This window comes from Luteibacter sp. TLI7-4A (assembly GCF_056754745.1).
The window spans coordinates 2,263,430-2,287,630 of sequence record NZ_JBPGWO010000001.1 but is presented as its reverse complement, the minus strand read 5'-3'; the positions used below and the strand labels follow the sequence as shown (position 1 = coordinate 2,287,630).

Genomic DNA, 24,201 nt, shown 5'->3' with positions numbered 1-24,201 from the left:
ATGGATATCGTGAGCGTCGTCGGAACGATCCTGGCCTTCGTGGTCATCATCGTGGGTACCATCCTGAAGGGTTCTAGCCTCGATGCCCTGTGGAACCCGGCCGCGTTCGTCATCGTCTTCCTCGGCACGTTCGCCGCCCTGCTGGTGCAGACGCCCGGCGCCGTGCTGAAGCGCGCCTTGAGCATGTTGCCCTGGGTCTACCGTCCACCGGACATCGAATCGGAAAACCTCGTCAGCCGCATCGTCGGCTGGAGTGAAATCTCCCGCCGCACCGGCCTGCTCGGCCTGGAACCCGCGATCGAACGCGAGTCCGACCCCTTCATCCGCAAGGGGCTGCAGCTGTTGGTGGACGGCACCGAGCCGGACGCGATGCGTTCGGTGCTCGAAGTGGAAGTGCTCGCGCGCGAGCACACCGACATCGAGGCCGCCAAGGTATTCGAGAACGCCGGCGCGTATTCGCCGACCATGGGCATCATCGGCGCGGTGATGGGCCTGATGTCCGTGATGCAGAACCTCGCGGAGCCGAGCAAGCTGGGCCATGGCATCGCCGCGGCCTTCGTCGCGACGATCTACGGCATCGGCCTGGCCAACCTGCTGGCGTTGCCGATGGCATCGCGTCTGAAGGGCCTGGCCCGCCGCCGTTCGCAGATGCGCGAGATCCTGGTGGAAGGCCTCGTCTCGATCGCCCAGGGCGACAACCCCCGGCACATCGAGAGCAAGCTGCAGGGGTTCCTCTCGTGAAGCGGCGGCATCACGAAGAACACATCAATCACGAACGCTGGGCGATACCCTACGGCGACCTGATCACCTTGCTGCTCGCGCTGTTCGTGGTGATGTACGCCGTTTCCGCTGTGAACGAGACCAAGTTCCGAGTGATGGCGCAGTCGATCAACGAGGCGTTCAACGGTACCGGCAAGGTCATCGAACCGATTCGCGAAGCCACGCCAGCCGCCCAGGTGCCGTTGCCGAACCAGTCGCGCGCGCCCACGGCGGCGCCGATCGCCAAGATCGAGGTACCCATCCCGCCGCGCAACCTGCCACTTCCCGGCCACGAGGGCGCGGCGCCGGATCGCCAGGAAGCGGCGAGCATCAACACGGCCACGGCGGCCAACACGGCCATCGGCAAGACCGAGGCCGCAAGCCTCAGCCAGATCGCCGATGAAGTGCAGCGTGCGATGAAACCGCTGATCGACAAGAACATGGTCAGCGTGCGCAAGACCCCGGACTGGCTCGAGATCGAAGTGCGCACGGACATCCTGTTCCCCGTCGGCGTGGCGAAGTTGCAGGCGCCCGCGGAGGATGTGCTGCGCAAGCTCGCAGGCATCCTTTCGCCCTTTCCGAACGCCATGCGCGTGGAAGGCTATACGGACAACACCCCGATCGCGACGGCCACGTTTCCCTCCAACTGGGAGTTGTCGGCCGCCCGCGCGGCCACCGTGGCACGCCTGCTCACCACGACCGGCGTCGACCCGCATCGTGTCGGCATCATCGGCTGGGGCGAATTCCGGCCCACGGCCGACAACGCGACGGACGAGGGGCGCAATCGCAATCGCCGCGTACTGATCGTGGTCATGAGCGACAAGGCCGCGCCGGCGCGCTTCTACAGCGACGCCGACCGTGTCGATCTCTCCGCCGTGGAAGCCCGATGATGCGGGTCTGGGCCATATCCAACCAGAAAGGCGGCGTGGGCAAGACGACCACCACCGTCGCGCTGGGCAGCCTGATGGCGGAATCCGGCAGGCGTACGCTGCTGGTCGACATGGACCCGCATGCATCGCTGTCGGGATACATCGGTGTCGAGGGCGCGGCACATGGCAGCGTGTACGACCTCTTCGGCGTCGGTGGCAACCCCCTCCCCGTACGCACGCTGGTGCACGCGACACCATGGGATCGCCTCAGCGTGTTGCCCGCGTCGGCCGCGATGATCACCCTCGACCGGCAGATCGGCACGCGTCCCGGCATGGGTCTTGTCCTCACCCACGCGCTGGCCGAACTCGCGCCGGATTTCGACCACGTGCTGCTCGATTGCCCGCCGACGCTCGGCGTGTTGATGGTCAATGCGTTGGCGGCCAGCGACCGGCTGCTCGTGCCGACGCAGACCGAGGCGCTGGCACTCGCCGGCCTGGAGCGCATGCTGCGCAGCCTGTCGATGATCGAGCGCTCGCGTGGGAAGCCCATGCCGCGCACGATCGTGCCTACGCTCTACGATGCACGCACGCATGCCTCGCGGGCCTGCCTTGCACAGCTGCGCGAGCAGTACGGCGACGCCGTGAGCGAGGCCGTGATTCCGACCGACACGCAGATTCGTGAAGCCAGTGCCGCCGGCGTCCCCCTGGCGTCGTGGCCGGCGGCGCGGCGTGGCGGACTGGCCTACCGCCGGTTGCTCGACGAGTTGCTGGCGCTGCCGGTGTCGTCGATGACGGGAGCCGCCGCATGATGCGCGCCATACATGAAGCGGAGCAGATCGTCGCCGACTACCTGGCGGAGTTGCTGACACCGGCGCCTGCCAGCGCGGTGGCACCGGCGGGCGCGATCCAGGTCATGTCTTTCGAACCCTGGCGCGCCATGCCCGTTCCCGAGGCCGCGCGCGCGGGCGATCTTCGCTACCTGCTGTGCCTGGCCGCCGGCGTGAGGTTGGCCGTGCCCATGGTCGACGTCACCCATTTGCTGCCGATGCCGCCGCTCACCTCGCCGCATACCACGAACAACCCCATCTGCCTCGGCCGCTGGCGCCATCCTAGCGGCGAGGCACGCGTGGCCGATCTTGCCGCGATCCTCTCGCCCGACATGGCCGGTGCGGCGGCGACCACCCTGGTCATCCTGCGTGACCGTACCTGGGCACTCGCTTGCGTGGTCGACGAGGAGCCAGTCGAGCTTCACGCGGATGCGATCCAATGGCGCACGGGTGCCGCGACACGTCCGTGGCTGGCAGGCATGTCGCTCGAACCCAAATGTGGCGTGATAGGCACCACGGCACTGATCGAATGGCTGGAAAAGGAACTGGGCACATGACCGATACCCCCCGCGACGGGCGAGGCGCCTGGCTCGGATTTTCATTGAAGGGCCAGCGCTACGCGCTATCGCTCACCAGCGTGCGCGAAGTGATCCGCCCCGGCGACATCACGCCGGTGCCCGGTGCTCCGGACGATGTCCTGGGAATCGTCAACCTGCGCGGGCAGATCGTTCCCGTACTGGATGGCCGCCGCCGCTTCGGCCTCGATGGCGTCGCCGGCGCCGACGAGGAAGACGCGCAGCGTGTCATCGTCTTCGACGACGGCGGCACGGTGGTCGGCATGCGCATCGACGTCATCGGCGACATGCTCACCTTCAATCCCGACGAGATCGTTCCCCCGCCACCGGGCCGTGCCGAGCGCCGCGACGATCCCGTCAGCGGCGTGATCACCCGCGAGGACGGATTCATCGCCCTGGTCGACGTACAGAAGCTCTGCCGCGCCTGAACTCCTGACGGACGGGCAACCGGCAGAAACTCGAAGACATGTGGGAGCCGCTTCAGTGGCGATCCCGCGCCAGCGGGCACGCTTGCCGCGACCATCCATCGCCGCTACCGTGTAGCGCGAATCCACGGAGTCCTTCCCGCATGAACGCCGCCATCGGATACGTGCTGATCGCCTTGGCCATCCTCAACCTGGCTGGCCTGCTGTTCCTGTTTCGCCGTTTCGGCGCGGCACCGAGGGCGCCGAATCAGCAGGCCCCCGCTTCCATCGCAGAGGCAACGCAGCCCTCACCGGCAGCATCGTCCGAGCCGGCCATCCCCAGTGAAGCGCTCGCCAGCATGCTCCGCCGCCTCGAAAACCGGCTGGGCGACATCGAGGACCAGGTTCGCCGCGGCCCGACGGTGACGATGCCGAACGAGCCGGGCGGCAATACGGATCGCGCGCTTGCGCTGGCGCAGCGACTCGCCCGCCAAGGGGCATCCGCCAAGGACATCGCGGAGACCTGTGGTATTTCACTTACCGAAGCGGAGCTCCTGCATCGCCTTCATTCGGCGCGTTGACTGCCGATGACGGCACGACATGATTCCAGTCATGCCATGAAGTCGGTCAATCGGTAGAGAATGGGGTCGTAGCGGCACTATCGCTCCAACCGGTAATTGAAGCTCGCCCGGCTGAAATCCGTGGCGTTCTGCGCCTCGAAATTCCACTTGCGGCTGAACAGATAGCGCAGCGTGATGACCTGGCCAGGATCGAACAGTCCGACGCCGTAACTCAGGTACAGGCGCGGCGACAGGTACTTGCCGACGGTGAAGGCGGAGGTGCCACCAAGCGCGTCGTTGTTGCTGACGCCGATATCGTCGATACCGATCTTCGAGCCCACGCTCTTCGCCAACAGGTCGCCCGCCGCGGAGCCGAGCGCCTGGGCCGCGGCACCCACCATGTTGCCTTCGCCGCCCTTCACCTGTGACAGCGGCTTGCCGGTGACGAGATAGGAGAGGGCGTCGGACTGTTCCATCACCGGGTTCGAGAAGACGGTGAGGATGGGGCGACGCGCCGTACCCGAAACATAGAGGCCTACTTTCTGGCCGTCGTCGATGGTGGCGTTGGGATTCAACGTGCGCGCGGCGCGGATGTTGAGTCCGGGGTTGTCGATCGGCGTGCTGGCGAACAGCAGCTGGCCCTGTTCGATACGCAGGTCCTGCCCGTAGGCCTTGTAGGTGCCGTCCACGCCGATCTGGCCCTGGCCTGTCGTGGCACGGCCGGGGCGTTCGCGAACGTCGAGTTGACCGGTGATACGGCCGTCGATGCCAAAGCCGACGAGGTGCACCTTGTTGCCGAGGTCGACGCGGATATCGGCGGTGATCGGCGCGGATTCCTCCGCGGCCTCGCGTTGCTTGTCGTCGATCACGACGACGTCGGGCGAGGCCTTGGTCGCGCCGGCACCGGGCAGGCGCTCGACATCGACGTCCGCCATGTCGACGTTGAGCTTGCCGCTGACATTCATGCCCTTGGCATCCTGCACGACGGTCAGGTCGGGCGAGATGACGGCCTTCGCGGCGGGAATGTCCACGGCCGTGAACTTCGACCCCTCGATGCCCAGGCGCATCTGCGCACCGGTGCCGAGGGCCGCGTTGCCCTTGATCGACAAGGTGCCGTCGCCGGAACGGATCGTGCCGTCGACGAGGTAGTTCTTCGCATCGGTGGTGTCGATGCTGATCCGGCCGTCCTTGAGCTTGAGCCCCGCACTGGGCACTTCCGCGGCGAAACCGCCGACGATGGCCTGGCCGGTGATCGCGGGCGCCGCCACGGTGCCGCCGAGGTTGAAGTTGGCGTCCAGCGCGCCTTTCACCTCGGCGAGTTCGGCGGTGAACAGCTCGATGACGGAGAGATCCTTCAGGTGCAAGGCGACGGAACCGCCGAGCGCCTGCTGTGCCCCGCTGAGCGATACGTTGCCGTCGAGCGATCCACCGCCGTTCAACGAGGCACGCAAGGTCACGCGCTGGTTGTCGGGCGCGAGCTGGGCATTGGCGGAAAGGTTGTCGTAGACGAGCAGCGGACGGTCGTTTCGGTCGACATAGGCCACCGAGCCGTGTGCGGACGTGACATTCGCCTGTCCCGACAACGCGCCGGCCGCCGTGCGCCGGATGTTGCCGTCGCCTTCGATGATGCCCTCGGCCCGCATGGGGCTGTCCGAGGCCTCGGCCGCCGTCATCAACAACGCGAGGGGTACGCGGCGCAGGCGATAACTCGCATCGAGGTTGCCGGCCTTGTCCTGCCTGGCGGCGACGCAGAGGAGGGGATCGCCGGCGGTGAGGCAGAGGTCGCCCATGCTCGCCGCGCCGTCCTTCCAGGCCATCGCGCTGGGGCTTTGCAGGTGCCAGGGCGGCAACCCCTGGTAGTCGATGTTCAACGTGGACAGCGTGCCGTTCCAGGCGCCGTTCTTGAGCGATCCGGTGAGCAGCAGGTTGGCGGCGAGCGGCCGGCCCTTGGCGTCGACGCTGAGCTGGTGGCGTTCCTGGCTCCCCTGGGCGGCGACATCGACGCGGCTGAAGACCAGCCCTCCGCTGACCAGGCCCGTGCCGACGACGTCGAGCTTGCCGCCCGGCGTGCTGATATCCGGGATATCCGCGTCGACGGAAATCGCCTCGACCTTCTGGTCGGCGTAGACGATGGTGCTGCCGCGCAGCTTCGCCTTCACCGCCAGCTTCGGCAGGTTGCCCTTGGCCGAGACGTCGCCGGTGACCCTGCCACCCGCGTCGGGCAACCAGTCGCCTAGCGAGGCGATGGCGAGCTTCAACGTGGCGTCGTTGGCGGTGTCGCCCTTGGCGTCCAGGCGGATGGTGCTGCCGCCGGATGCGAGATCGAGGTTGCCGTTGATCACGTCGCCGGGCTTCAGCGTCAGCTTGCCGTCGCCACGCAGTGGACGCTTCCGGAGCGTGCCGTCGAGCTTGCGCAGTTCGAGCGAGCCCAGCGGCTTGTCGTGCTCCAGTCGCCCCTCGGTCGAGAGATCGAGATCCAGGGCGCCCGGCCACTCGGCGAGGACCTGGCCCGGATCGAAGCGATCGCCCTTGATGTCGAGCTTCCACGCCAGCGCCGGGCGCAGCGTGAGCGCGCCACTCGCGACGAGGCTGCCGGTACGCTGTTTCAGCTGCACGGCGTGGAGGGTCACCCGATCCGGCGTGCCGTCGACATCGAGGGTGAACTTGCCGATATGGGCGGGTGGCCCGATGTCGACATCGCCTTCCGCGCGATAAGACTCGGCGCTGCCCTTGAAGGTGAGCCGGCCGGTGCTGGCGAGGTCCTGGCCGGCGACGGTGGCGGGGACGAGCACGTCCTTCCAATCGAGGGCTAGGTCCGCCGACAGCGGTTGCGCGGCGAGCTCGACCGTCCCCCTCGCGGTGAGCGATCCCTTGACCTGGGGCGATGCGATCGTCAGTTCGTCGAGTGTCAGGCGCGTGTACTCGTGGTCGAACGCCGCCTTGACCGGCGCAAGTCGCACCCGGTAATCGCCGAGGTCGACGTCGCCCACAAGCCGGGCACTGTATCGATCGCCCGTTCCTTGCAGCGCCAGGCCGAGCGATGCCAGGCTGTCATCGCCGAGCAGTGGCTTGGGATCGAAGCGTGGCGCGTCGATCTTCGCCGTCCAGGCGTAATCGCCGCCTTGCACCAGGTCGGCATCGACCTGGGCCACGAAAGGCAGCCGCAGTTTCACGATCGCGTGGGCTTTTGCGCCATCGCTATGCGCCTCGATCCCTCCCGCATAGTCCACGTCGCCGACCTTCCATGCGAAGGAGGCCGTTCCATCGCCTTTGTAGCCATCGCCGACGGCGAGCGTGCCACCCAGGTCGGCCTGGCCATCGGGCGCGCGCAAGGCGAGGGACTTCAGCGCGATGCCGCTGGCGGTCCACGAGCCGGCGAGATCGAGCGAGTTGGACTCGAACAGGGGCTTGCCTTCCTGCGTGACACGCACATGGCCGACCGTCACCTTGTCCAGCACGATGTCCAGTGGTGGTTTCAGGGAGAACGGCTCCGGCGGCGTATCCGGTTCCGGTTCCGCGGGACCGAGCGCGACATCGATGCCATCGGCGCGCAACTCGTGGACATGGGCACGCTTGCGCAGCAAGGCGCCGATGGAAAAATCCAGATGTGCCGTGGCGACGCGAACGTCCATGCCCTTGCCATCGCGATAGCGAAGGCCGGAGATATCCAGCGGACCGGCGAGCCGGCCTTCGGCCTTCTCCACCGTGAGTGCGTTATCGGTGAATGCCTGGGCTCGGGCGAGGGCGAAACGAAGGCCGGATGCGCTGCCGACCAGCCACCACACGCCGAGCATGGTGGCCACGAGCAGGACACCCAGCGCGGCACCGATGCGGATCAACCATTTCATGCCGGTGCTCCTCACAGGTCGGGCCCGATGACGACATGCAGGTGAATGCCGTGTTCGTTCTTGTCGCCGACGGGGACGGCGATATCGGCGCGGATCATCCCGACGGGTGACAACCAGCGTACGCCGAGGCCTGCGCCGACGCGCGGGCTGTAATCGGTTCCCGTGAACGCGTTGCCCGCGTCGACGAAGGCGGCCATGCCCCAGTTGCGCGTGAAGTAATGCTCGACCTCGGTGCTGCCGACCAGCAGGCCCTCGCCACCGATCACGCGGTCGTAGGCGTTGCGCGGGCCGATGCTCTGGTAGTCGTAGCCGCGCACGGAGCGGTCGCCACCGGCGAAGAAGCGCAGCTGCGGGGGCAGGTCGCTGAAGTTGCTCGTCCACAGCTTGCCGGCGCTGCCGCGCAGGATCAGGCGGTTGCGGCCCCAGAACGTCTGGATCCATTTCACGTCGCCGATCACCTGCGAGAAGCTGGCATCCGACAGGAGCGGCCCCGCGGTGCTGCGCGCGGTGAGCGTGAGGGACCAGCCGCTGCGGACAAAGGTGGGGTTGTCGCCCTTCTTCCGGCTGAGCGTGATCTCGGGATACAGCAGGGTACTGCGGCCGCGTTCGAGCCCCTCGGCGTTGTCGCCTTCACCACCGCGCTTGCCGACGGTGAACGTGCCCGACAATGCGTTGATGCCGATGGTGCGCTGCCAGCCATGCCACAGGCGGGTTTCGTTCGCGACCAGTTGCAGCGTACGCGACTGCGAGGTGACGGTGTCGGCATCACGGAAGTTGGCGCCGAAGTTGAAGCTGCGCTGGTTGGGGCCGGGCATCGGGATCTGGTACAGCGTGGAAAGGGTCTTCAGGCGTTGCGCGAGCACCAGCTCGTTCTTCCACTTGTGTCCGCGATCGTTGATCCAACGCTTCTCGATGCCGCCGCGCAGGCCCGCGCCCGTGTCGGTACCGAAGAAGGGGCCTCCGGTGTAGATCGTCCGCTTGGCCGGCGCCAGTTCCACCGCGATGTCGATCGTGCCGTCCTTCGCGTTGTCGGTATCGGGTATGACGTTGACCACGGCGAAGTAGTCGGCGCCGTTCAGCGCTTGCTGCAGTTCGAGCAGCTGGTTCTGCGAGAAGTAGTCGCCGCTCTTGAAGGGCACGTAACGGTCGAGGAAGCCGTCGCGGAACTGCGAGTTCTTGAACACGATGTGGCCGTAGCGATAACGCCGGCCCGCGTCCCACTTGAGGTTCACCACGGCCGAATGTTCGGCGCGGTTCACTTCCACCTTGCGGGTGACGAGGCGTGCGTCGAGGAAGCCGGTGGCGGTGAGCGCGCCACTGACCGCATCGCGCGCACCGTCATAGGTACCGTCGTTGAGCGGCTTGTCCTTGAGGTTTTCCACCCCGCGCACGGCGCGGCGGATGGCCGGTATCTTCGCCGCGTCCTGATCGACCTCGACGTTTACCGCGGTCACCTGCACCGGCGTGCCGGTCACCACGTGCAAGGTCACCTGCCAGTCGTTGCCGACCTGCTTCAGGTCGCCGGTGGCCGTGGCCTCGTAGTAGCCATAGGGCCGCAGGGCCGCCTGGACTTCGTCAGGTGCTTTTTCGTAAAGCCGGCGCACCTGCGCCGCGGTGACGTCGCGCTTGGCGTACTGGCTCAGTTCGACACCGGCGACGACGGCGTTCCTGAGGTTCTCGTCGACTCCGTCGACGTTGAGCACGATCCCGGCATGGGCGATCGAGGGCATGAGGAACCACGGCAGAAGCAGCAGTCCATGGCGTCTGGTAAGGCGCATGAGCGTCCCGTCCGGTCGTGATCCAAGGCCGTGTGACACGGCCGCTAGCGGAGATGCATCCAGCACCCCCTGACGTCAGGTCTTGGCGTAACTTACCTCGCGAGACATGCAACGTCGATATGCAAACGTGAACGGCTGCCCGGCTTAACCCGCTTCATCGCCCGCGCGATGCGCGATCCAGGCACCCACCAGCGCCGATACATAAGGGATCGACTGTGCGCCGAGGATGAACATCCACAGGACGCTCTCGACGTAGCTGGTGCCGTAGTGCAAGCCCATGCCGATCACCGCCAGGAGCAGGGCGATGGCCATGAGGCCTTCCTCGCGTACCGGTGCGAAGGCCGCGAAGCTGCTGCCGCCCATGCGGCGGCTCTTCGCGGTGACGACGAAGGCCGTCTTTTCGCGCGTGAGGCCGTGCAGGATGCCGCGGGCGATGGCATGCGACAGGCCCATGCTGGCGACCGAGGCCATCAAGGTGTCGTACCAGCCGCATGGCACGCGCGCGCGATAGAGCACGATGCCGAAGATGGCCTTGGCGAAGAAGAAGCCGATCACGGGGATCAGGAACAGCTGCATCGGCAGGTTGAAGTATTCGGGCGCGTAGATCATGCCCGCGGTCCAGAGCAGGCCCATCATCGTGAAGACGAAGTGCAGGGCATCGGCGAACCAGCTGAACCAGCCGGTGAGGAAATGGAAGCGCTGGCCGGCCGAGAGCGGGCCCTTCCGGGTCATCCAGCTCCAGCGGCCCTTGAGGATCTGCATCGCGCCGAAGGCCCAGCGATAACGCTGGCTCTTGTATGCCTTGAAGTCGGCCGGCGTGAGGCCCTTGCCCATCAGTTCGTCGACGTAGACCAGTTCGTAGCCCGCATGCATCAGGCGCAGGCCGAGCTCGGCGTCCTCGCAGATGGTCCACTCGGACCATCCACCGGTGCCTTCCAGCGCGGAGCGGCGGACCATCGTCATGGTGCCGTGCTGGATGATCGCGTTGCGCTCGTTGCGATGGTGCATGCCGATGCGGAAGAAGCCGTCGTATTCCCAGGCCGTCATCCGGCGGAAACGATTCTTCTCGAAGTCGCGGTGCGCCTGCGGGCACTGCACCACGGCCACCTTCGAATCGTGGAAGTAGCCGGTGAGGGAGGCCAGCCAGTCCTCGCGCACGACGTAGTCGGCGTCGATCACGGCCACCACTTCGGCGCGCTCGTCCGTGGCGGTGAGGCCGAAGTTCAGCGCGCCCGCCTTGTAGCCCGGCCACGGCTCCAGGTGGAAGAAGCGGAACCTGGGCCCCAGCTTCTTGCAGTATTCCTCGACCGGCTGCCACACGGCAGGGTCCTTGGTGTTGTTGTCGAGGACGAGGACTTCGAAGTTCTCGTAGTTCAGCGCGGCCAGCGAATCGAGCGTGATCTGCACCATCTCCGGCGGCTCGTTGTGGCAGGCCAGGTGGATGGAGACGAACGGCTGCTTCTCCACCGGGTCGTGCGGCAGCATGCCGGCGTGACGTACCCAGCTGCGCCGCCACAGCACTTCGGTGAACTCGAAGCCGTTGATCAGCAGGATGCCCAGGATCGCGATCTGCGCGGGGAACAGCAGGATCAGCATCGCCCAGTCGAACGGGCTGAGGTAGAAATTGAAGGGCAGGGTGGCCGACCAGACGATCAGGCCGCAGGCGAGCTGGATCAGCGCCATGAAGAAGAGGCGGCCCATCAGCTTGAAGCGGTTGAAGCGGATGCCGAACCAGAGCATCGGGAAGAAGGCCAGGACGGATGCGGCCAGCGCCTTCCACGGCCAGCCCACGTCCTCGGTGACGGGACCGGTGAAGGGGAACTTCAGCTGGCGGTCGGCGTTGAACATGCCCCAGTACGCGCCGGTGCGCCCTTCGCCGAGGTTTTCCTTCCAGGGCTGGTCGATGGCCTCGAGAACGTAATAGTCGTCGATGCCGTCGGCTTTCGCGGCGTTGAAGAAGGTACGCAGGAAGATCGCCTCGTTGGAGACGCTCGGGTACGCGTACTTGTAGCGATCGCCGTTGGAAGGCCAGCCGATCTCGCCGATGACGATGTGCTTGCCCGGGAACTGCGCGCGCAGGGCCTTGTAGCTTTCAATGGAATCGGTGACGCCGGCGCGTGCCTCGATACCGTTCCAATAGGGGAACAGGTGGACGGTGATGAAGTCGACGTGGTCGACCAGCTCCGGGTTCTGCAGCCAGATGTGGAACGGCTCGGCTACGGAGACCGGCTGGCGCACGGCGGCGCGCACGCGGTCGAGGTAGGACATGACCTGCTCGGGCTTGAGGTCGCCGCGGAAGAGCACCTCGTTGCCGACGATCACCCGGCTCACGGTCTTCGGAAAGCGGTGGGCCTGCGCGATCAGGGCTTCGATCTCGCGCTCGTTGTTCTCGAGGCGGGCATCGATCAGCGCGCCGGCCATCACGTCGAGGCCTTCCTTGTCCGCCAGCCGTATGACCTGGGGGTTTTCCAGCATCGAGTAGGTACGGATGCGTGGCGAGTAGCGCTTGATCAGGCGCAGGTCCGCATCGATTTCCGGATCCGTGGAGACATCGCCCTTGATCGGGTTCTGGTAACGCTGGTACGCGGTGAACGCGAAGCCGGGAATGGGACCATGCCAGTCACTGGGACCGTTGGGCAGGTTGGCGACGAGCCACAGCCCGAAATTCAGGGCCGCCACGAGGATCGCGAGGATCAGCGCGGCAAGGATGGGGTGGCTTCGTTCGGTCGTGGTGGCAGCGCTCAAAACAATCCCCGGACCGGCTGGCCCCCGAGTGGTATCAGTGAGGTAACCCGGGGAGCTTAACGAACGGTGCGTGGCGGCTCAACGCATGGCGGGCCGACCGGTCAGGCTGAACTCAGAGTAGGGGTCCGCGGCGGAAGCGTGACCAACGGAGTGGAGCGGTCTGAAATGGGGCAAAACCTCAAGACGGAAGCGGCCCGGGAAGCGGCCTTGATGGGAAGCAGGGTCCTGGTGGGAAGCGGCCTTGGCCGCGATGGGCCTTGCCGGGAAGCCTATCGCGCGCGAGCGCGCTTCCCACCCCGATACCCACCCATCCCATCCGGGCTTACTTCAGCAGCGAGCGCAGCATCCAGGCGGTCTTCTCGTGGTCTTTCAGGCGGCCGGTGACCATGTCGGCCGTGCCTTCGTCACCCACGGCCTCGGCGGCCTTGATGGTGTCGCGCGAGGTGGCGGCGGCGATCTCGTGGCCATCCACCAGCTGGGCGACCATGTCCTTCCACTCCGGTACGCCGGCCTCTTCCTTGATCGAGGTGAGCTTGGAGAACTGGCTGTAGGAGCCCGGGGCGAAGACATCGAGGATGCGGATGCGCTCCGCGACCTCGTCCGCGGCCAGCCACAGGGCGTTGTACTGGACCTCGAACATGGCGTGCAGGCTGTTGAACTGGGGGCCCGTGACGTTCCAGTGGAAGTTGTGGGTCTTCAGATAGAGCGAGTAAGTGTCCGCCAGGAGCTTTGAAAGCTGCTTGGCGACCGCTTCGCGGTCCTTCTTGGCGATACCGATATCGATGGCCATGTGGCGACTCTCCTTGGGGTTTCTTCGATCGTTGGAGCGAAATCTTAACGGCCTCCCAGGTGCACGTGAAATGAAACCTTCCGATGCCGCCGATAGGCCCACGCTATCATTGGCGTTCCCATGAGCACCTCCACACGTCCCGTACGACCTCCTTCCCCCGACCCGCGCCTGCGAGAACTGCGCGACGCGCTGGCGCAGGTGACCAGCCGCGACTTCGGCCGCCTGCTCGGCCGTTGGCGCGCGCTGTCGCGCAAGCCCGATCCAGCCAGGGTCGAGGCGCTGGCGACCGATATCGCGAATTCGACAGCCCGCCGGGCCGCCCGGGCGGCCTCCAAGCCGCCGATCACGGTGGATGCCTCGCTACCGATCGCCGCACGCGCCGACGACATCGTCACGTTGATCCGCGAGCACCAGGTGGTGGTGATCGCGGGCGAGACCGGCTCGGGCAAGACCACCCAGTTGCCGAAGCTGTGCCTCGCCGCCGGTCGTGGCGAGGCTGGGCTGATCGGCTGCACGCAGCCTCGCCGCCTCGCCGCCCGTTCGGTGGCCGTGCGCGTGGCCGAGGAACTGGGTACGCCGATCGGTGACAAGGTGGGCTTCCAGGTCCGCTTCACGGAAAAGGTCTCCGACCAGGCCCTGGTCAAGTTCATGACCGACGGCATCCTGCTCGCCGAGACGCAGTCCGACCCCTGGTTGTCCGCCTACGACACCATCATCATCGACGAGGCGCACGAGCGCAGCCTCAACATCGATTTCCTGCTCGGTTACCTCAAGCGCCTCGCCGCGCGCCGGCCCGAGCTGAAGATCATCGTCACCTCGGCGACGATCGACACGGAACGTTTCGCGGCGCATTTCAGCGACGCGCCGATCGTGACGGTCGAGGGACGCACGTATCCTGTGGAGGTCCGCTACCGTCCGCCGGGTGAGCGCGGCGAGGGCAACATCTCGCAGCAGATCGCCGATGCGATGGACGAGATCACCCGGGAAGACCCACGCGGCGACGTGCTGGTGTTCCTTCCCGGCGAACGTGAAATCCGCGACACGCACCTGTTGCTGTCGCGCAAGCAGTATCGGGAGACCGAGGTACTGGCGCTGTACGCGAGGTTGTCGGCGAACGAGCAGGATCGCGTGTTCCGGCCGGGAACGAAGCGGCGCATCGTGCTGGCCACCAACGTGGCGGAAACCTCGCTCACTGTGCCACGCATCCGCTATGTCGTCGATTCGGGCACGGCTCGCGTGAAACGCTACAGCCAGCGCGGCCAACTCGAGCGCCTGCACGTCGAACCGATCTCGCAAGCCGCGGCCAACCAGCGCAAGGGCCGCTGTGGACGCGTCGGCCCCGGCATCTGCTACCGCCTGTACGACGAGGCGGAGTTCGTCCTTCGGCCCGAATACACCGATCCCGAGTTGCTGCGTTCCTCGCTTGCCAACGTCATCCTGCGCATGCTCGCGCTCGACCTGGGCGAGGTGGAGGATTTTCCGTTCCTCGACGCACCCGATCCGCGCGTCGTGGCGGATGGCTACCGTCGCCTCGCGGAGATCGGAGCCATCGACGACGACCGCCGCCTGACCGAGGTGGGACGCACCGTGGCGCGCCTGCCGATCGACGTCCAGCTGGCGCGGATGCTGGTCGAGGCGCGACGCCTGGGCTGCTTCGCCGAGATCACGACCATCGTGGCGTTCCTGAGCATTCAAGACCCGCGCGAACGACCGCCGGAGGCGCGTGGGCAGGCCGACGCGGCGCATGCGCAGTTCGCCGATCCAAAGTCGGACTTCGTCGGCGTGCTGAACCTGTGGAAGGGTTATCTCGACAACGCCGAGGAACTCACCTCGTCCAAGCTGCGCGACTGGTGCTCCCGGCACTTCCTGAGTTTCATGCGCATGCGCGAATGGCGGGAGCTGCATCGGCAACTGGTGCTGGTCATCCGCGACCTCGGCTGGTCGACCGCGACGGCGCGAGCCGAGTCCACTTCGTCGGAAGAATCCAGCTCGATGGGAGCGGACCCTGTCCGCGATGGAGGTCGCCGCTCCGCCCGAATCGCGGACAGGGTCCGCTCCCACCAGGCTGGCAAGCCTGAAAAGGGAAAAGTTGCACCCGCGTCGCCCCCCCAGGGTGACGCCCTGTTCGAAGCCGTCCATCGCAGCCTGCTCGCCGGCATGCCCACCCAGGTCGGGCACAAGGACGAGAAGGGCGTGTTCCGCGGCACGCGCGAGCGACGTTTCCAGGTCTTTCCGGGGTCGGCCCTGGCCAAGGCTCCCCCGGCCTGGGTATTCGCCGCGCAGATCATCGATATCGGTGGCCGCATCTGGGCCATGATGTGCGCACGCATCGACCCCGCGTGGGTCGAGACACAAGCGGCGCATCTGGTCAGGGCCACCGCGCGCGATGCCCACTGGTCGCGCAAGCGCGGCACCGTGATCGCGTACGAACAGGTCACCCTGTTCGGCCTGGTCCTGGTCGAGCGCCGGCCGGTGACCTTCCACAGGCAGGATCCGCGGCTGGCCCACGAGATCTTCGTGCGCGAGGCGCTCGTGCGCGCGGACATCGACAGCCGCGCCGATTTCGTCCGTGCCAACGCGCGCGTGCTGGAACAGGCCCACGACATCGAGGCGAAGCAGCGCCGCGCCGGCCTGTTGCGCGCGGACGAGGCGCTGGCCGCCTTCTTCGACGGCAAACTGCCGGAGGAGATCGCCGATGCGTGGGCGCTGGACGCCTGGTATCGCAAGGCCTCGCCAGGCGAGCAGGCGGCGTTGCGCTGGACCCTCGCCGACGTGATGGACCATGGCGCCGGCCTCGACCCGAAGGCTTTTCCGGCTTCGCTCGACATCGGCCAGCATCGCTACCGTCTCGAATACCGTTTCGTGCCGGGCGATCCCGCCGACGGCGTCACCATCCAGGTGCCGTTGGCCTTCCTCAACGCCTTGCCGGCGGCACGGGGCGAATGGCTGGTGGGTGGACTCCTGGCCGACAAGGTAGCGGAGCTCATTCGTTCCTTGCCCAAGGCGCTGCGCCGCAACTTCGTTCCCGCACCCGATTTCGCGCGTGCCTTCGCCGAAGCGGAGGGCCCTCGCGACGAGCCACTGGCCAGGGGCTTGGCGGCCTTCCTCAAGCGCACCACGGGCGTGGAGGTGGATGCCGCCGCGTTCTCCGCTGCCGAACTGCCTCCGCACCTGCTCATGCGCTACCGGGTGCACGACGAGGATGGGCGCACGGTGGCCGAAGGACGCGACCTGGGCGAGATTCGTGCGCGCTGGGAAAGCAAGGCTCGCGAAGCCTTCTCGCGCAAGACCGACGTCGAACTGACCCGCGAGGATATCGTCGCCTGGGATTTCGAGTCGATCCCGCGGGAGGTTCGCTCAGAGGCGGGCCTGAAGGCCTACCCCGCGCTCGTCGACCTGGGCGAGGCCGTGGCCCTGCGCGTGTTCGAACGCGCGGACGAGGCCGCGGAGGCGCATCTGGCCGGCGTGGAACGATTGCTCCGGCAGGCGCTCGCGCCCGAGTTCAAGCGTGCGCGGCGGCAGCTGCCCATCGCCAACGCGTTGTCGTTGAAGTACGCCCCCCTGGGCAGCATCGACGGCTTGCGCGAGGACCTGGTCGAAGGGGGATTCGAGGATCTCATCGCGGACCGCCGGCTGGATGCGCGAACACAGGGGGAGTTCGAGGCCTTGCGCGTGGAGCTGGGGCGCGAGCTGTTCGGCGCGGCCATGGCGCGGCAGAAGATGGCCGAGCCGATCATCGAGGCACAGGCCGAACTCAAGCCATGGATGGACCCGCCATTGATGGGTTTCGCGAAGGCCAGTTACGACGACCTGCGCGAACAACTGGCGGCCTTGCTGCAGCCGGGATTCCTCCGCGAGTTGCCACTGGCACGGCTGGCTCATTACCCGCGCTACCTCAAGGCCATGCGGTTGCGCGGCGAGCGCCTTCGCCAGGACCCGGCGCGCGACCAGTCGCGTATGCTGCAGGTGCTGCCGTACTGGCGTGCGCTGCTCAATGCGGGTGGGACCGCGTTGAACGACGGGACCTGGGACGAACTGCGCTGGTTGCTGGAGGAATGGCGGGTCTCGTTGTTCGCCCAGGAATTGAAGACGGCGGAACCGGTGTCGGCCAAGCGGCTGGCACGCGCGCTGGAAACCGCACAGGCCGCCACACGATGAGGAACCCTGAGGACAGGCGATGAGCGACACCCGCGCCCCCGAGGTGAAAGCCAACGCGATGCCGCTGACCGAGCGCGCGCGCGAGGCTTGCGCAGCGCTGCCCGCGTCGGCCCGAGCCGAGGGCGAGACGGTGGTCGAGCTGCTCCGCCAACTGGGATGCGACGACGAGACCTGCGCGTCGGCGTTGTGGTTCTCGCTGCTCAAGGCCAACCCGGACGCCGCCGGCGAAGCGGCGAAGCATTGGGCGCCGACGCTGCGCCGCCTTGTCGATGGACAGGGCGAAGCGGAGAAGGTCTGGGCGCTGCACGCGCAACGCGGGCCGGCGAGCGGTGCCGAGGGGCTGCGCCGGTTGCTCCTCGCGATCATCCGCGACCTGCGCGTCGTCTTCGTCCTGCTGGCACGCCAATTGGCGGCGATGCGCACCGCCATGGCCTTGCCCGACCACGAGCGGCGCGAACTGGCCCAGCTCACCTCGGACATCCACGCCCCGCTGGCCAACCGCCTGGGTATCTGGCAGCTGAAATGGGAGTTGGAAGACCTCGCCTTCCGCTATCTCGAACCGGACACCTACCGGCGTATCGCGCGACTGCTCGACGAGCGCCGCGCCGACCGCGAGCACTTCATCGCTGAGAGCCTGGCGCAGTTGCGCGCGGTATTGGACGGTGCCGGTATCAAGGCCGACCTGGCAGGGCGCCCGAAGCACATCTTCTCGATCTGGAAGAAGATGAAGAAGAAGGGGCTCGAGTTCTCGGACCTCTACGACATCCGCGCGGTGCGCATCCTGGTCGACAGCGTGGCCGACTGCTATGCCGCGCTCGGGCTCGTGCACAGCCTGTGGCCGCACTTGCCCGGTGAGTTCGACGACTACGTCGCGCGTCCGAAGGGCAATGGTTATCGCTCCCTGCATACCGCCGTGCTCGGTCCCGAGGGCAAGACGCTCGAGGTGCAGATCCGTACGTACGAGATGCATCGGGCCAACGAACTCGGCGTGGCCGCCCACTGGCGCTACAAGGAAGGCGGCAGCGCCGATTCCGAGTTCGAGGCGAAGATCGCCTGGATGCGCAAGCTGCTCGAGCCCCGTGGCGAGGACGAGGCCGAACTGGCCGCCGGATTCGAAACCGAGTTGATGGAAGACCGCGTGTACGTGCTTTCGCCCAAGGGCGAGGTCATCGACATGCCACGCGGCGCGACCGTGCTCGATTTCGCGTATCACATCCATACCGAGGTGGGTCACCGTTGCCGCGGCGCGAAGGTCAACGGCCGCATCGTGCCCCTGACTACCCAGCCGCGCAGCGGCGACCGGGTGGAAATCCTCACGACGAAGGTATCCGAGCCCAGCCGCGACTGGCTCTCCGTGCACCACGGTTACCTCAACACCTCGCGTGCGAAGGAGAAGGTGCGCGCGTGGTTCCGTCGCGAGGCGCACGAGGCGAACATCCTGGCTGGCAAGGCGAACCTGGAAAAGGAGTTGCGCCGCCTCGCCCTGGACGACGTCGACCTGTCGAAGCTGGCGGCGCATTTCCGCCTGAAGAACGTGGAGGAACTGTACGTCACGGTGGCCTTGGGCGAGGTGACGCTCGGCCAGGTCGCGCGTTCGTTGCAGGAGCCCGTCGAGGCGGAGATCACGCAGTCGGGCAATCCGGTCGCTTCCCGCGGCGCGCAGCATGACCGTGGTGCCTTGTCGATCGAGGGCGTGGGCAATTTGCTGACCACGCTGGCGCGCTGCTGCCAGCCGCTGCCGGGAGACCCGGTGCGCGGTTTCATCACCCGTGGCCGCGGCGTATCGGTACACCGTGCGGATTGCGCGTCGCTGGCCCGGTTGGCGCGGCGCAACCCTGAGCGTGTGATCGACGTGAGCTGGGGCCGGGTCGACGTGCAGAACTACGAAGTCGACGTGGAACTGCGTGGCTACGATCGCAAGGGTCTGCAAAAGGATGTCGCCACGACGATCAACAACGTGGGGCCGCACATCGTGGCGTCTTCCAGCCGCGTGCACGTACGCACGGGCGAGGTCGAGATGCGCTTCACGCTACGCGTGAAGGATTACGAGCAGCTGTCGACCTTGCTGGGCCGGTTGGGGGCGTTGGCGAACGTGACGGATGCACGGCGGTTGGGGGGCCGGTGAGGTTTCGCGAGCACCCATCGCCGACAGGGTCGACTCCCACCGGGCGGGGCCTGCGCTGCCGGGCCGGTGGGAGCCGACCCTGTCGGCGATAGGGGCGGCCCTCAGCCTCCCAGCAGCAACCGCGTACCCCAATCCGAAAGCGGCTGGGCGATGAGGATGCGCGCCAGGAACAACCCCAGCAGCACCGCCGTGGGCGAGAAATCCAGTCCGCCGATGGTCAGCTTGCCGCGGAACGGCCGCACCAGGGGCTCCGCCAGGCTCGACACCAGTCGTGCCACCGGGTGGTAGCGGTCGGTCGAGAGCATGCTCATCAGCGACCACACGAACACCAGGACGATCCAGGTCAGCAGGAAGAAGTCGAGGGTCTCGGCCACGCCCGCCACCAGGATGCCCAGCGGCGCCGGGGCGATTCCGGCCAGGGCGACGATCAACACCACCTTCAGGCATTCCAGCACGAGCACGATGGCCAGCGCGGCGGTGTTGATCCTGCGCACGGGTGGCAGCACCTTGCGCAGCGGGCGCACCACGGGATTGGTGAAGCGATAGAGGAACTGGCAGATGGGATTGTGGAAGTCCGCCCGGTGCGCCTCGGCCAGCAGTCGCAGGACGAACAGGGTGACGAGGGCGCCGAAGGCGAACTGGAGGATCAGGGCGCCTGCGTTGGTCAGGTAGTTCACGTCTTCGATTCCATGTCTTCTGAAAGTTCGATGCCACGGCGCCGCGCCGCGTCGACCGCGCGCGCCACGATGGCGGGGAAATGGTCGGCCTGGAAACTCTCCAGCGCCGCCTGGGTGGTGCCGTTGGGCGAGGTGACGCGCTGGCGCAGGGTGGCGGCGCTTTCGCCGCTTTCGATCAGCATGCGGCCGGCGCCCAGCGCGGTCTGCGCTGCCAGCGCACGCGCCGTTTCGCGGGAGAGCCCCTGGGAAAACGCGGCGTTTTCCAGTGCTTCCACCAGCAAGAAGAAATACGCGGGGCCGGAGCCCGAAAGGGCGGTGACGATGTCCAGCTGGTCTTCGTCGGGCACCCACACGGTCAGGCCGGCGGCATCGAGCACGTGCTGTGCCTCGGCCCGCTGCGGGGCGCTCACGCGCGCGTTGGCGAACAACGCCGTGGCCCCGGCGCCGATCATGGCCGGGGTGTTGGGCATGCAGCGGACGACGGGCAGGGCGGCGTCGAGCCAGCGTTCGATCTGCTGGATGCGGATGCCGGCGGCGATGGAGATCACCACCGGGCGATACTTCTGCACCACGGCGCGCAGGTTGCGGCACACCTCGGCCATCATCTGCGGCTTTACCGCCAGTACGAGGATCGAGGCGCCTTCGGCGGCATCGCGGTTATCGGTGTAGGTGGCCACGCCATATTCGCGGGACAACTCGTGCAGGGCCTCCGCACGGGGCTCGGCCACGGCGATTCCACCGGGCTGGGCGCCGTGGCGGATCATTCCGGCGATCAACGCGGTGGCCATGTTGCCGCCGCCGATGAAGGCGATCCGATTCATGGGGGTATTCGCTCCGTTGGCGACGAGGTTCACATACACCGAAGCATATACGGTGCCGCGCCTTGCCGCCGACCCCCGGGCATGGTTACCTATGCCCACCAAGATAGGGGACCTCAATGGATATCGCCGAACTCCTTGCCTTCTCAGTGAAGAACAAGGCCTCCGACCTGCACCTTTCCGCGGGTCTTCCGCCGATGATCCGTGTCGACGGCGACGTCCGGCGAATCAACATCCCGGCGCTGGAGCACAAGCAGGTCCATTCGCTGATCTACGACATCATGTCGGACAAGCAGCGCCGCGACTATGAGGAATTCCTCGAAGTCGACTTCTCCTTCGAGATTCCCGGCCTGGCCCGTTTCCGCGTCAACGCCTTCAATCACAACCGCGGCGCGGGCGGCGTGTTCCGTACCATTCCTTCCGAGGTGCTCACCCTGGAAGACCTCGGCGCGCCGAAGATCTTCCGTGAGCTGATCGAGCAGCCCCAGGGGCTGATCCTGGTCACCGGCCCCACGGGCTCGGGCAAGTCGACGACGCTGGCGGCCATGGTCGACCACGTCAACAAGAACGAATACGGCCATATCCTCACCGTCGAGGACCCGATCGAATTCGTGCACACCTCGCAGAAGTGCCTGATCAACCAGCGCGAAGTGCACCGCGATACGCACGGATTCAACGAGGCCTTGCGTTCGGCACTGCGCGAGGATCCCGACTACATCCTGGTGGGCGAATTGCGCGACCTGGAGACCATCCGCCTGGCGCTGACCGCCGCGGAGACCGGCCATTTGGTCTTCGGTACGCTGCACACGTCCTCGGCGGCCAAGACCATCGACCGCATCATCGACGTGTTCCCCGCGGGCGAGAAACCCATGGTTCGCTCGATGTTGTCCGAGTCGCTGCGCGCGGTCATCTCGCAGTCCCTGCTGAAGAAGGTCGGCGGGGGGCGCATCGCGGCCCACGAGATCATGGTGGGCATCCCGGCCATCCGTAACCTCATCCGCGAGGACAAGGTGGCCCAGATGTACTCGTCCATCCAGACCGGCCAGCAATACGGCATGCAGACCCTGGACCAGAACCTCGCGGACCTGGTCAAGCGCGGACTCGTCACGCGCCAGGAAGCCTCGACCTATGCGAAGAACAAGGAAGGCTTCCGCTAGAGCGCCCTCCCTTCATCGGATGGGCCGTCCATCGGGAGGGCCCTCCATCGGGTGGGAAGCGGCCTGGGCCGCGATCAGGGCTTGCGGCAAGCACCCATCGCGCGCCAGCGCGCTTCCCACCAAGTCTTCTTCCCACCAAGCCCGCATTCCACCCAAGGGTCGAAGCCTTTAGCGTGAGGGCCGTCTCTGCAGGGTCCGAGTCACGGGTATATGATCGCCCACAGGGGCGCCGGCCCGGTCCGGCAATGGGAATACCAGGCCATGAGCGACTTCGATTTCACCTCCTTCCTCAAGCTGATGGTGCACAAGCAGGCCTCCGACCTGTTCATCACCGCCGGCGTCGCGCCTTCCATGAAGGTGCAGGGACGCATCGTCCCGATCACCCAGAGTCCCCTCTCCGCGCAGCAGTCGCGCGACATGGTGCTCAACGTGATGACCCCGGCCCAGCGCGAGGAGTTCGAGAAAACGCACGAGTGCCAGTTCGCGATCAGCGCGTCCGGCATCGGCCGTTTTCGCGTCTCCTGCTTCTACCAGCGCAACTGCGTGGGCATGGTCTTGCGCCGGATCGAATCGAAAATCCCGACGCCCGAGGAACTCAACCTCCCGCCGGTCATCAAGCAACTGGCGATGACCAAGCGCGGCATCATCATCTTCGTCGGCGGCACGGGTACGGGTAAGTCGACCTCGCTCGCGTCGATGATCGGCTATCGCAACCAGAATTCGACCGGCCACATCATCACCATCGAGGACCCGATCGAGTACGTGCACAAGCACGAGGGTTGCATCATCACGCAGCGCGAACTGGGCATCGACACCGACAGCTGGGAAAACGCCCTGAAGAACACGCTGCGCCAGGCGCCCGACGTGATCATGATCGGCGAAGTGCGTACGCGCGAGACGATGGAACACGCGATCAACTTCTCGGAAACGGGCCACCTGTGCCTGTGCACGCTGCATGCGAACAACGCCAACCAGGCGCTCGACCGCATCCTGCACTTCTTCCCCGAGGACCGTCGCCAGCAGCTCTTCATGGACCTTTCGTTGAACCTGAAGGGCATCGTCGCCCAGCAGCTCATCCCGACGCCCGACGGCAAGGCCCGTCGCGTCGCGGTGGAAGTGCTGCTCGGTACGCCGCTGGCGCAGGATTACATCCGCCAGGGCGAGGTACACAAGCTCAAGGAACTCATGCGCGATTCCAACCAGTTGGGCATGCGCACCTTCGACCAGAGCCTGGTCGAGCTCTATCACGCCGGCGAGATCTCGTACGAGGACGCATTGCGCCACGCCGACAGTTCCAACGAAGTGCGCCTGCGCATCAAGCTCGCCCAGGGTGGTGACGCGCATACCCTGTCGCAGGGCCTGGAAGGGGTCGAGATCGACAAGAGCAACGATCGCAATACCTTCGGTGGCATGCTGCACCGCTGAACGCCGAGGCGCCGGAGCGTTTCTTCCCGGAGCGTTTCTTCGAGGAAGGTCGCGTCAGGCGGCGTCCGGGAGCGCGATGATGATGATAAAGAGAGGGAGCCTTGCGGCTCCCTCTTCGTTTTCAGCGATGTCGCGTGGTTACTTCGCCGCGCTGGAGGAAACGGTCAGGCCGCTGGCATCGACGCTCTTCACGCCCTTGATGCCCTTGGCGATCTTCTCGGCGTGGCTCTTTTCCTTCGCCGTGGCGACCGTGCCGGTCAGGGTGACGACGCCGTCGCTGGTGCTCACCGAGATATCGCTGCCCTTCACGCTCTTGTTGGCGGCGAACTCGGATTTGACCTTCGTGGTGATCCACGTGTCGTCGGCCTTGCCGGCGACGGTCTGGTTGTCGCCCTTCGAGGAAGCCGCGGCGGAGTCCTGGGCATACACCTGCGTGAACGGGACCGCGCCGAGACCAGCAACGAGGGCGGCGGCGAACAGGGCCTTACGGAGGGTGACATGGTTCATTGGTGACTCCTTCATCTCGCACTGAATGGGGCTGGCGATGGCGCCACGCACTGTGGCTGCCGGTTCGCGGGGCCTATGGAAACAGCGCATCCGTGAACGATTCGTGCCGGGGAAATCGGGGCGTTCAGGTTAAGAAAGTTCCGCACCATCGGCTTGTCGGGAGCTCTGGTGGGAGCCGA

General features: G+C 66.4%; 17 protein-coding genes. 10 read left to right on the top strand and 7 right to left on the bottom strand.

The genetic code is table 11. The features are described from left to right. The 6 genes from ACR9Y6_RS10045 to ACR9Y6_RS10020 all read left to right on the top strand — a co-directional run bounded on the left by ACR9Y6_RS10045 (position 1) and on the right by ACR9Y6_RS10020 (position 4,015). The gene (locus ACR9Y6_RS10045) at positions 1 to 741 is read left to right on the top strand and encodes a flagellar motor protein (RefSeq protein WP_306851662.1); all 741 of its coding nucleotides are present in this window, start codon (positions 1 to 3) and stop codon (positions 739 to 741) included. After that, positions 738 to 1,649: a flagellar motor protein MotD gene (gene motD, locus ACR9Y6_RS10040; protein WP_481281150.1), complete on the top strand. Its 912-nt coding sequence runs from the start codon at positions 738 to 740 to the stop codon at positions 1,647 to 1,649. Before ACR9Y6_RS10045 ends, motD begins: the two co-directional genes overlap by 4 nt. Beyond that, positions 1,646 to 2,437: a ParA family protein gene (locus tag ACR9Y6_RS10035; RefSeq protein ID WP_481281149.1), complete on the top strand. Its 792-nt coding sequence runs from the start codon at positions 1,646 to 1,648 to the stop codon at positions 2,435 to 2,437. Before motD ends, ACR9Y6_RS10035 begins: the two co-directional genes overlap by 4 nt. Next, entirely contained in the window at positions 2,434 to 3,012 is a 579-nt protein-coding gene (locus ACR9Y6_RS10030; RefSeq protein ID WP_481281148.1) for a hypothetical protein, read from the top strand. Before ACR9Y6_RS10035 ends, ACR9Y6_RS10030 begins: the two co-directional genes overlap by 4 nt. Then, positions 3,009 to 3,458, top strand: coding sequence for a chemotaxis protein CheW (locus ACR9Y6_RS10025; RefSeq protein WP_481281147.1), 450 nt, complete (start codon positions 3,009 to 3,011; stop codon positions 3,456 to 3,458). Before ACR9Y6_RS10030 ends, ACR9Y6_RS10025 begins: the two co-directional genes overlap by 4 nt. A gap of 140 nt (positions 3,459 to 3,598) precedes the next feature. After that, positions 3,599 to 4,015: a DUF2802 domain-containing protein gene (locus ACR9Y6_RS10020; RefSeq protein WP_481281146.1), complete on the top strand. Its 417-nt coding sequence runs from the start codon at positions 3,599 to 3,601 to the stop codon at positions 4,013 to 4,015. Positions 4,016 to 4,092: 77 nt separating this feature from the next. On the opposite strand, the gene ACR9Y6_RS10015 is transcribed toward ACR9Y6_RS10020, so the two are convergent. From ACR9Y6_RS10015 to ACR9Y6_RS10000, 4 genes are all read right to left on the bottom strand, one after another. Then, complete coding sequence (locus ACR9Y6_RS10015; RefSeq protein WP_481281145.1) at positions 4,093 to 7,842, bottom strand: translocation/assembly module TamB domain-containing protein; 3,750 nt, start codon at positions 7,840 to 7,842, stop codon at positions 4,093 to 4,095. An 11-nt stretch (positions 7,843 to 7,853) separates the two neighbouring features. Then, positions 7,854 to 9,620 (bottom strand): autotransporter assembly complex protein TamA, encoded by a 1,767-nt coding sequence (locus tag ACR9Y6_RS10010; protein WP_481281144.1) that lies wholly within the window; start codon positions 9,618 to 9,620, stop codon positions 7,854 to 7,856. 144 nt (positions 9,621 to 9,764) lie between these two features. Further along, a complete protein-coding gene (locus ACR9Y6_RS10005) occupies positions 9,765 to 12,365 on the bottom strand; it encodes a glycosyltransferase (RefSeq protein WP_481281143.1) in 2,601 nt (866 codons plus the stop codon). 322 nt (positions 12,366 to 12,687) lie between these two features. Next, positions 12,688 to 13,155, bottom strand: a complete 468-nt coding sequence (locus tag ACR9Y6_RS10000) for a Dps family protein (RefSeq protein ID WP_481281142.1) — start codon at positions 13,153 to 13,155, stop codon at positions 12,688 to 12,690. A gap of 120 nt (positions 13,156 to 13,275) precedes the next feature. On the opposite strand from ACR9Y6_RS10000, the gene hrpA reads away from it, so the two are divergent. Next, entirely contained in the window at positions 13,276 to 17,313 is a 4,038-nt protein-coding gene (gene hrpA, locus ACR9Y6_RS09995) for an ATP-dependent RNA helicase HrpA (protein ID WP_481281141.1), read from the top strand. A 19-nt stretch (positions 17,314 to 17,332) separates the two neighbouring features. Next, positions 17,333 to 19,438, top strand: coding sequence for a RelA/SpoT family protein (locus ACR9Y6_RS09990; RefSeq protein WP_481281140.1), 2,106 nt, complete (start codon positions 17,333 to 17,335; stop codon positions 19,436 to 19,438). Between the two features lie 101 nt (positions 19,439 to 19,539). Here ACR9Y6_RS09990 and ACR9Y6_RS09985 read toward each other — a convergent pair whose 3' ends face one another. Next, entirely contained in the window at positions 19,540 to 20,115 is a 576-nt protein-coding gene (locus ACR9Y6_RS09985) for a YggT family protein (RefSeq protein WP_306851640.1), read from the bottom strand. After that, complete coding sequence (proC, locus tag ACR9Y6_RS09980; RefSeq protein WP_481281139.1) at positions 20,112 to 20,936, bottom strand: pyrroline-5-carboxylate reductase; 825 nt, start codon at positions 20,934 to 20,936, stop codon at positions 20,112 to 20,114. The genes ACR9Y6_RS09985 and proC overlap by 4 nt, the downstream gene beginning before the upstream one ends. A 116-nt stretch (positions 20,937 to 21,052) precedes the next feature. On the opposite strand from proC, the gene ACR9Y6_RS09975 reads away from it, so the two are divergent. Both ACR9Y6_RS09975 and ACR9Y6_RS09970 read left to right on the top strand, forming a co-directional pair. Next, positions 21,053 to 22,090, top strand: a complete 1,038-nt coding sequence (locus tag ACR9Y6_RS09975; RefSeq protein ID WP_306851636.1) for a type IV pilus twitching motility protein PilT — start codon at positions 21,053 to 21,055, stop codon at positions 22,088 to 22,090. A 261-nt stretch (positions 22,091 to 22,351) separates the two neighbouring features. Then, positions 22,352 to 23,515 (top strand): PilT/PilU family type 4a pilus ATPase, encoded by a 1,164-nt coding sequence (locus ACR9Y6_RS09970; protein WP_371022121.1) that lies wholly within the window; start codon positions 22,352 to 22,354, stop codon positions 23,513 to 23,515. Positions 23,516 to 23,653: 138 nt separating this feature from the next. Here ACR9Y6_RS09970 and ACR9Y6_RS09965 read toward each other — a convergent pair whose 3' ends face one another. Further along, on the bottom strand, positions 23,654 to 24,022 hold the full coding sequence (locus ACR9Y6_RS09965; protein WP_481281138.1) for a BON domain-containing protein: 369 nt from the start codon (positions 24,020 to 24,022) through the stop codon (positions 23,654 to 23,656). Between the last annotated feature and the right edge of the window lie 179 nt (positions 24,023 to 24,201).

Excerpts from the sequence above, each read along its gene's own strand:
- ACR9Y6_RS10045 (WP_306851662.1), top strand. The coding sequence starts at position 1 with ATGGATATCGTGAGCGTCGTCGGAACGATCCTGGCCTTCGTGGTCATC.
- ACR9Y6_RS10035 (WP_481281149.1), top strand. The coding sequence starts at position 1,646 with ATGATGCGGGTCTGGGCCATATCCAACCAGAAAGGCGGCGTGGGCAAG.
- ACR9Y6_RS10030 (WP_481281148.1), top strand. The coding sequence starts at position 2,434 with ATGATGCGCGCCATACATGAAGCGGAGCAGATCGTCGCCGACTACCTG.
- ACR9Y6_RS10025 (WP_481281147.1), top strand. The coding sequence starts at position 3,009 with ATGACCGATACCCCCCGCGACGGGCGAGGCGCCTGGCTCGGATTTTCA.
- ACR9Y6_RS10020 (WP_481281146.1), top strand. The coding sequence starts at position 3,599 with ATGAACGCCGCCATCGGATACGTGCTGATCGCCTTGGCCATCCTCAAC.
- ACR9Y6_RS10015 (WP_481281145.1), bottom strand. The coding sequence starts at position 7,842 with ATGAAATGGTTGATCCGCATCGGTGCCGCGCTGGGTGTCCTGCTCGTG.
- ACR9Y6_RS10010 (WP_481281144.1), bottom strand. The coding sequence starts at position 9,620 with ATGCGCCTTACCAGACGCCATGGACTGCTGCTTCTGCCGTGGTTCCTC.
- ACR9Y6_RS10000 (WP_481281142.1), bottom strand. The coding sequence starts at position 13,155 with ATGGCCATCGATATCGGTATCGCCAAGAAGGACCGCGAAGCGGTCGCC.
- hrpA (WP_481281141.1), top strand. The coding sequence starts at position 13,276 with ATGAGCACCTCCACACGTCCCGTACGACCTCCTTCCCCCGACCCGCGC.
- ACR9Y6_RS09990 (WP_481281140.1), top strand. The coding sequence starts at position 17,333 with ATGAGCGACACCCGCGCCCCCGAGGTGAAAGCCAACGCGATGCCGCTG.
- proC (WP_481281139.1), bottom strand. The coding sequence starts at position 20,936 with ATGAATCGGATCGCCTTCATCGGCGGCGGCAACATGGCCACCGCGTTG.
- ACR9Y6_RS09975 (WP_306851636.1), top strand. The coding sequence starts at position 21,053 with ATGGATATCGCCGAACTCCTTGCCTTCTCAGTGAAGAACAAGGCCTCC.
- ACR9Y6_RS09970 (WP_371022121.1), top strand. The coding sequence starts at position 22,352 with ATGAGCGACTTCGATTTCACCTCCTTCCTCAAGCTGATGGTGCACAAG.
- ACR9Y6_RS09965 (WP_481281138.1), bottom strand. The coding sequence starts at position 24,022 with ATGAACCATGTCACCCTCCGTAAGGCCCTGTTCGCCGCCGCCCTCGTT.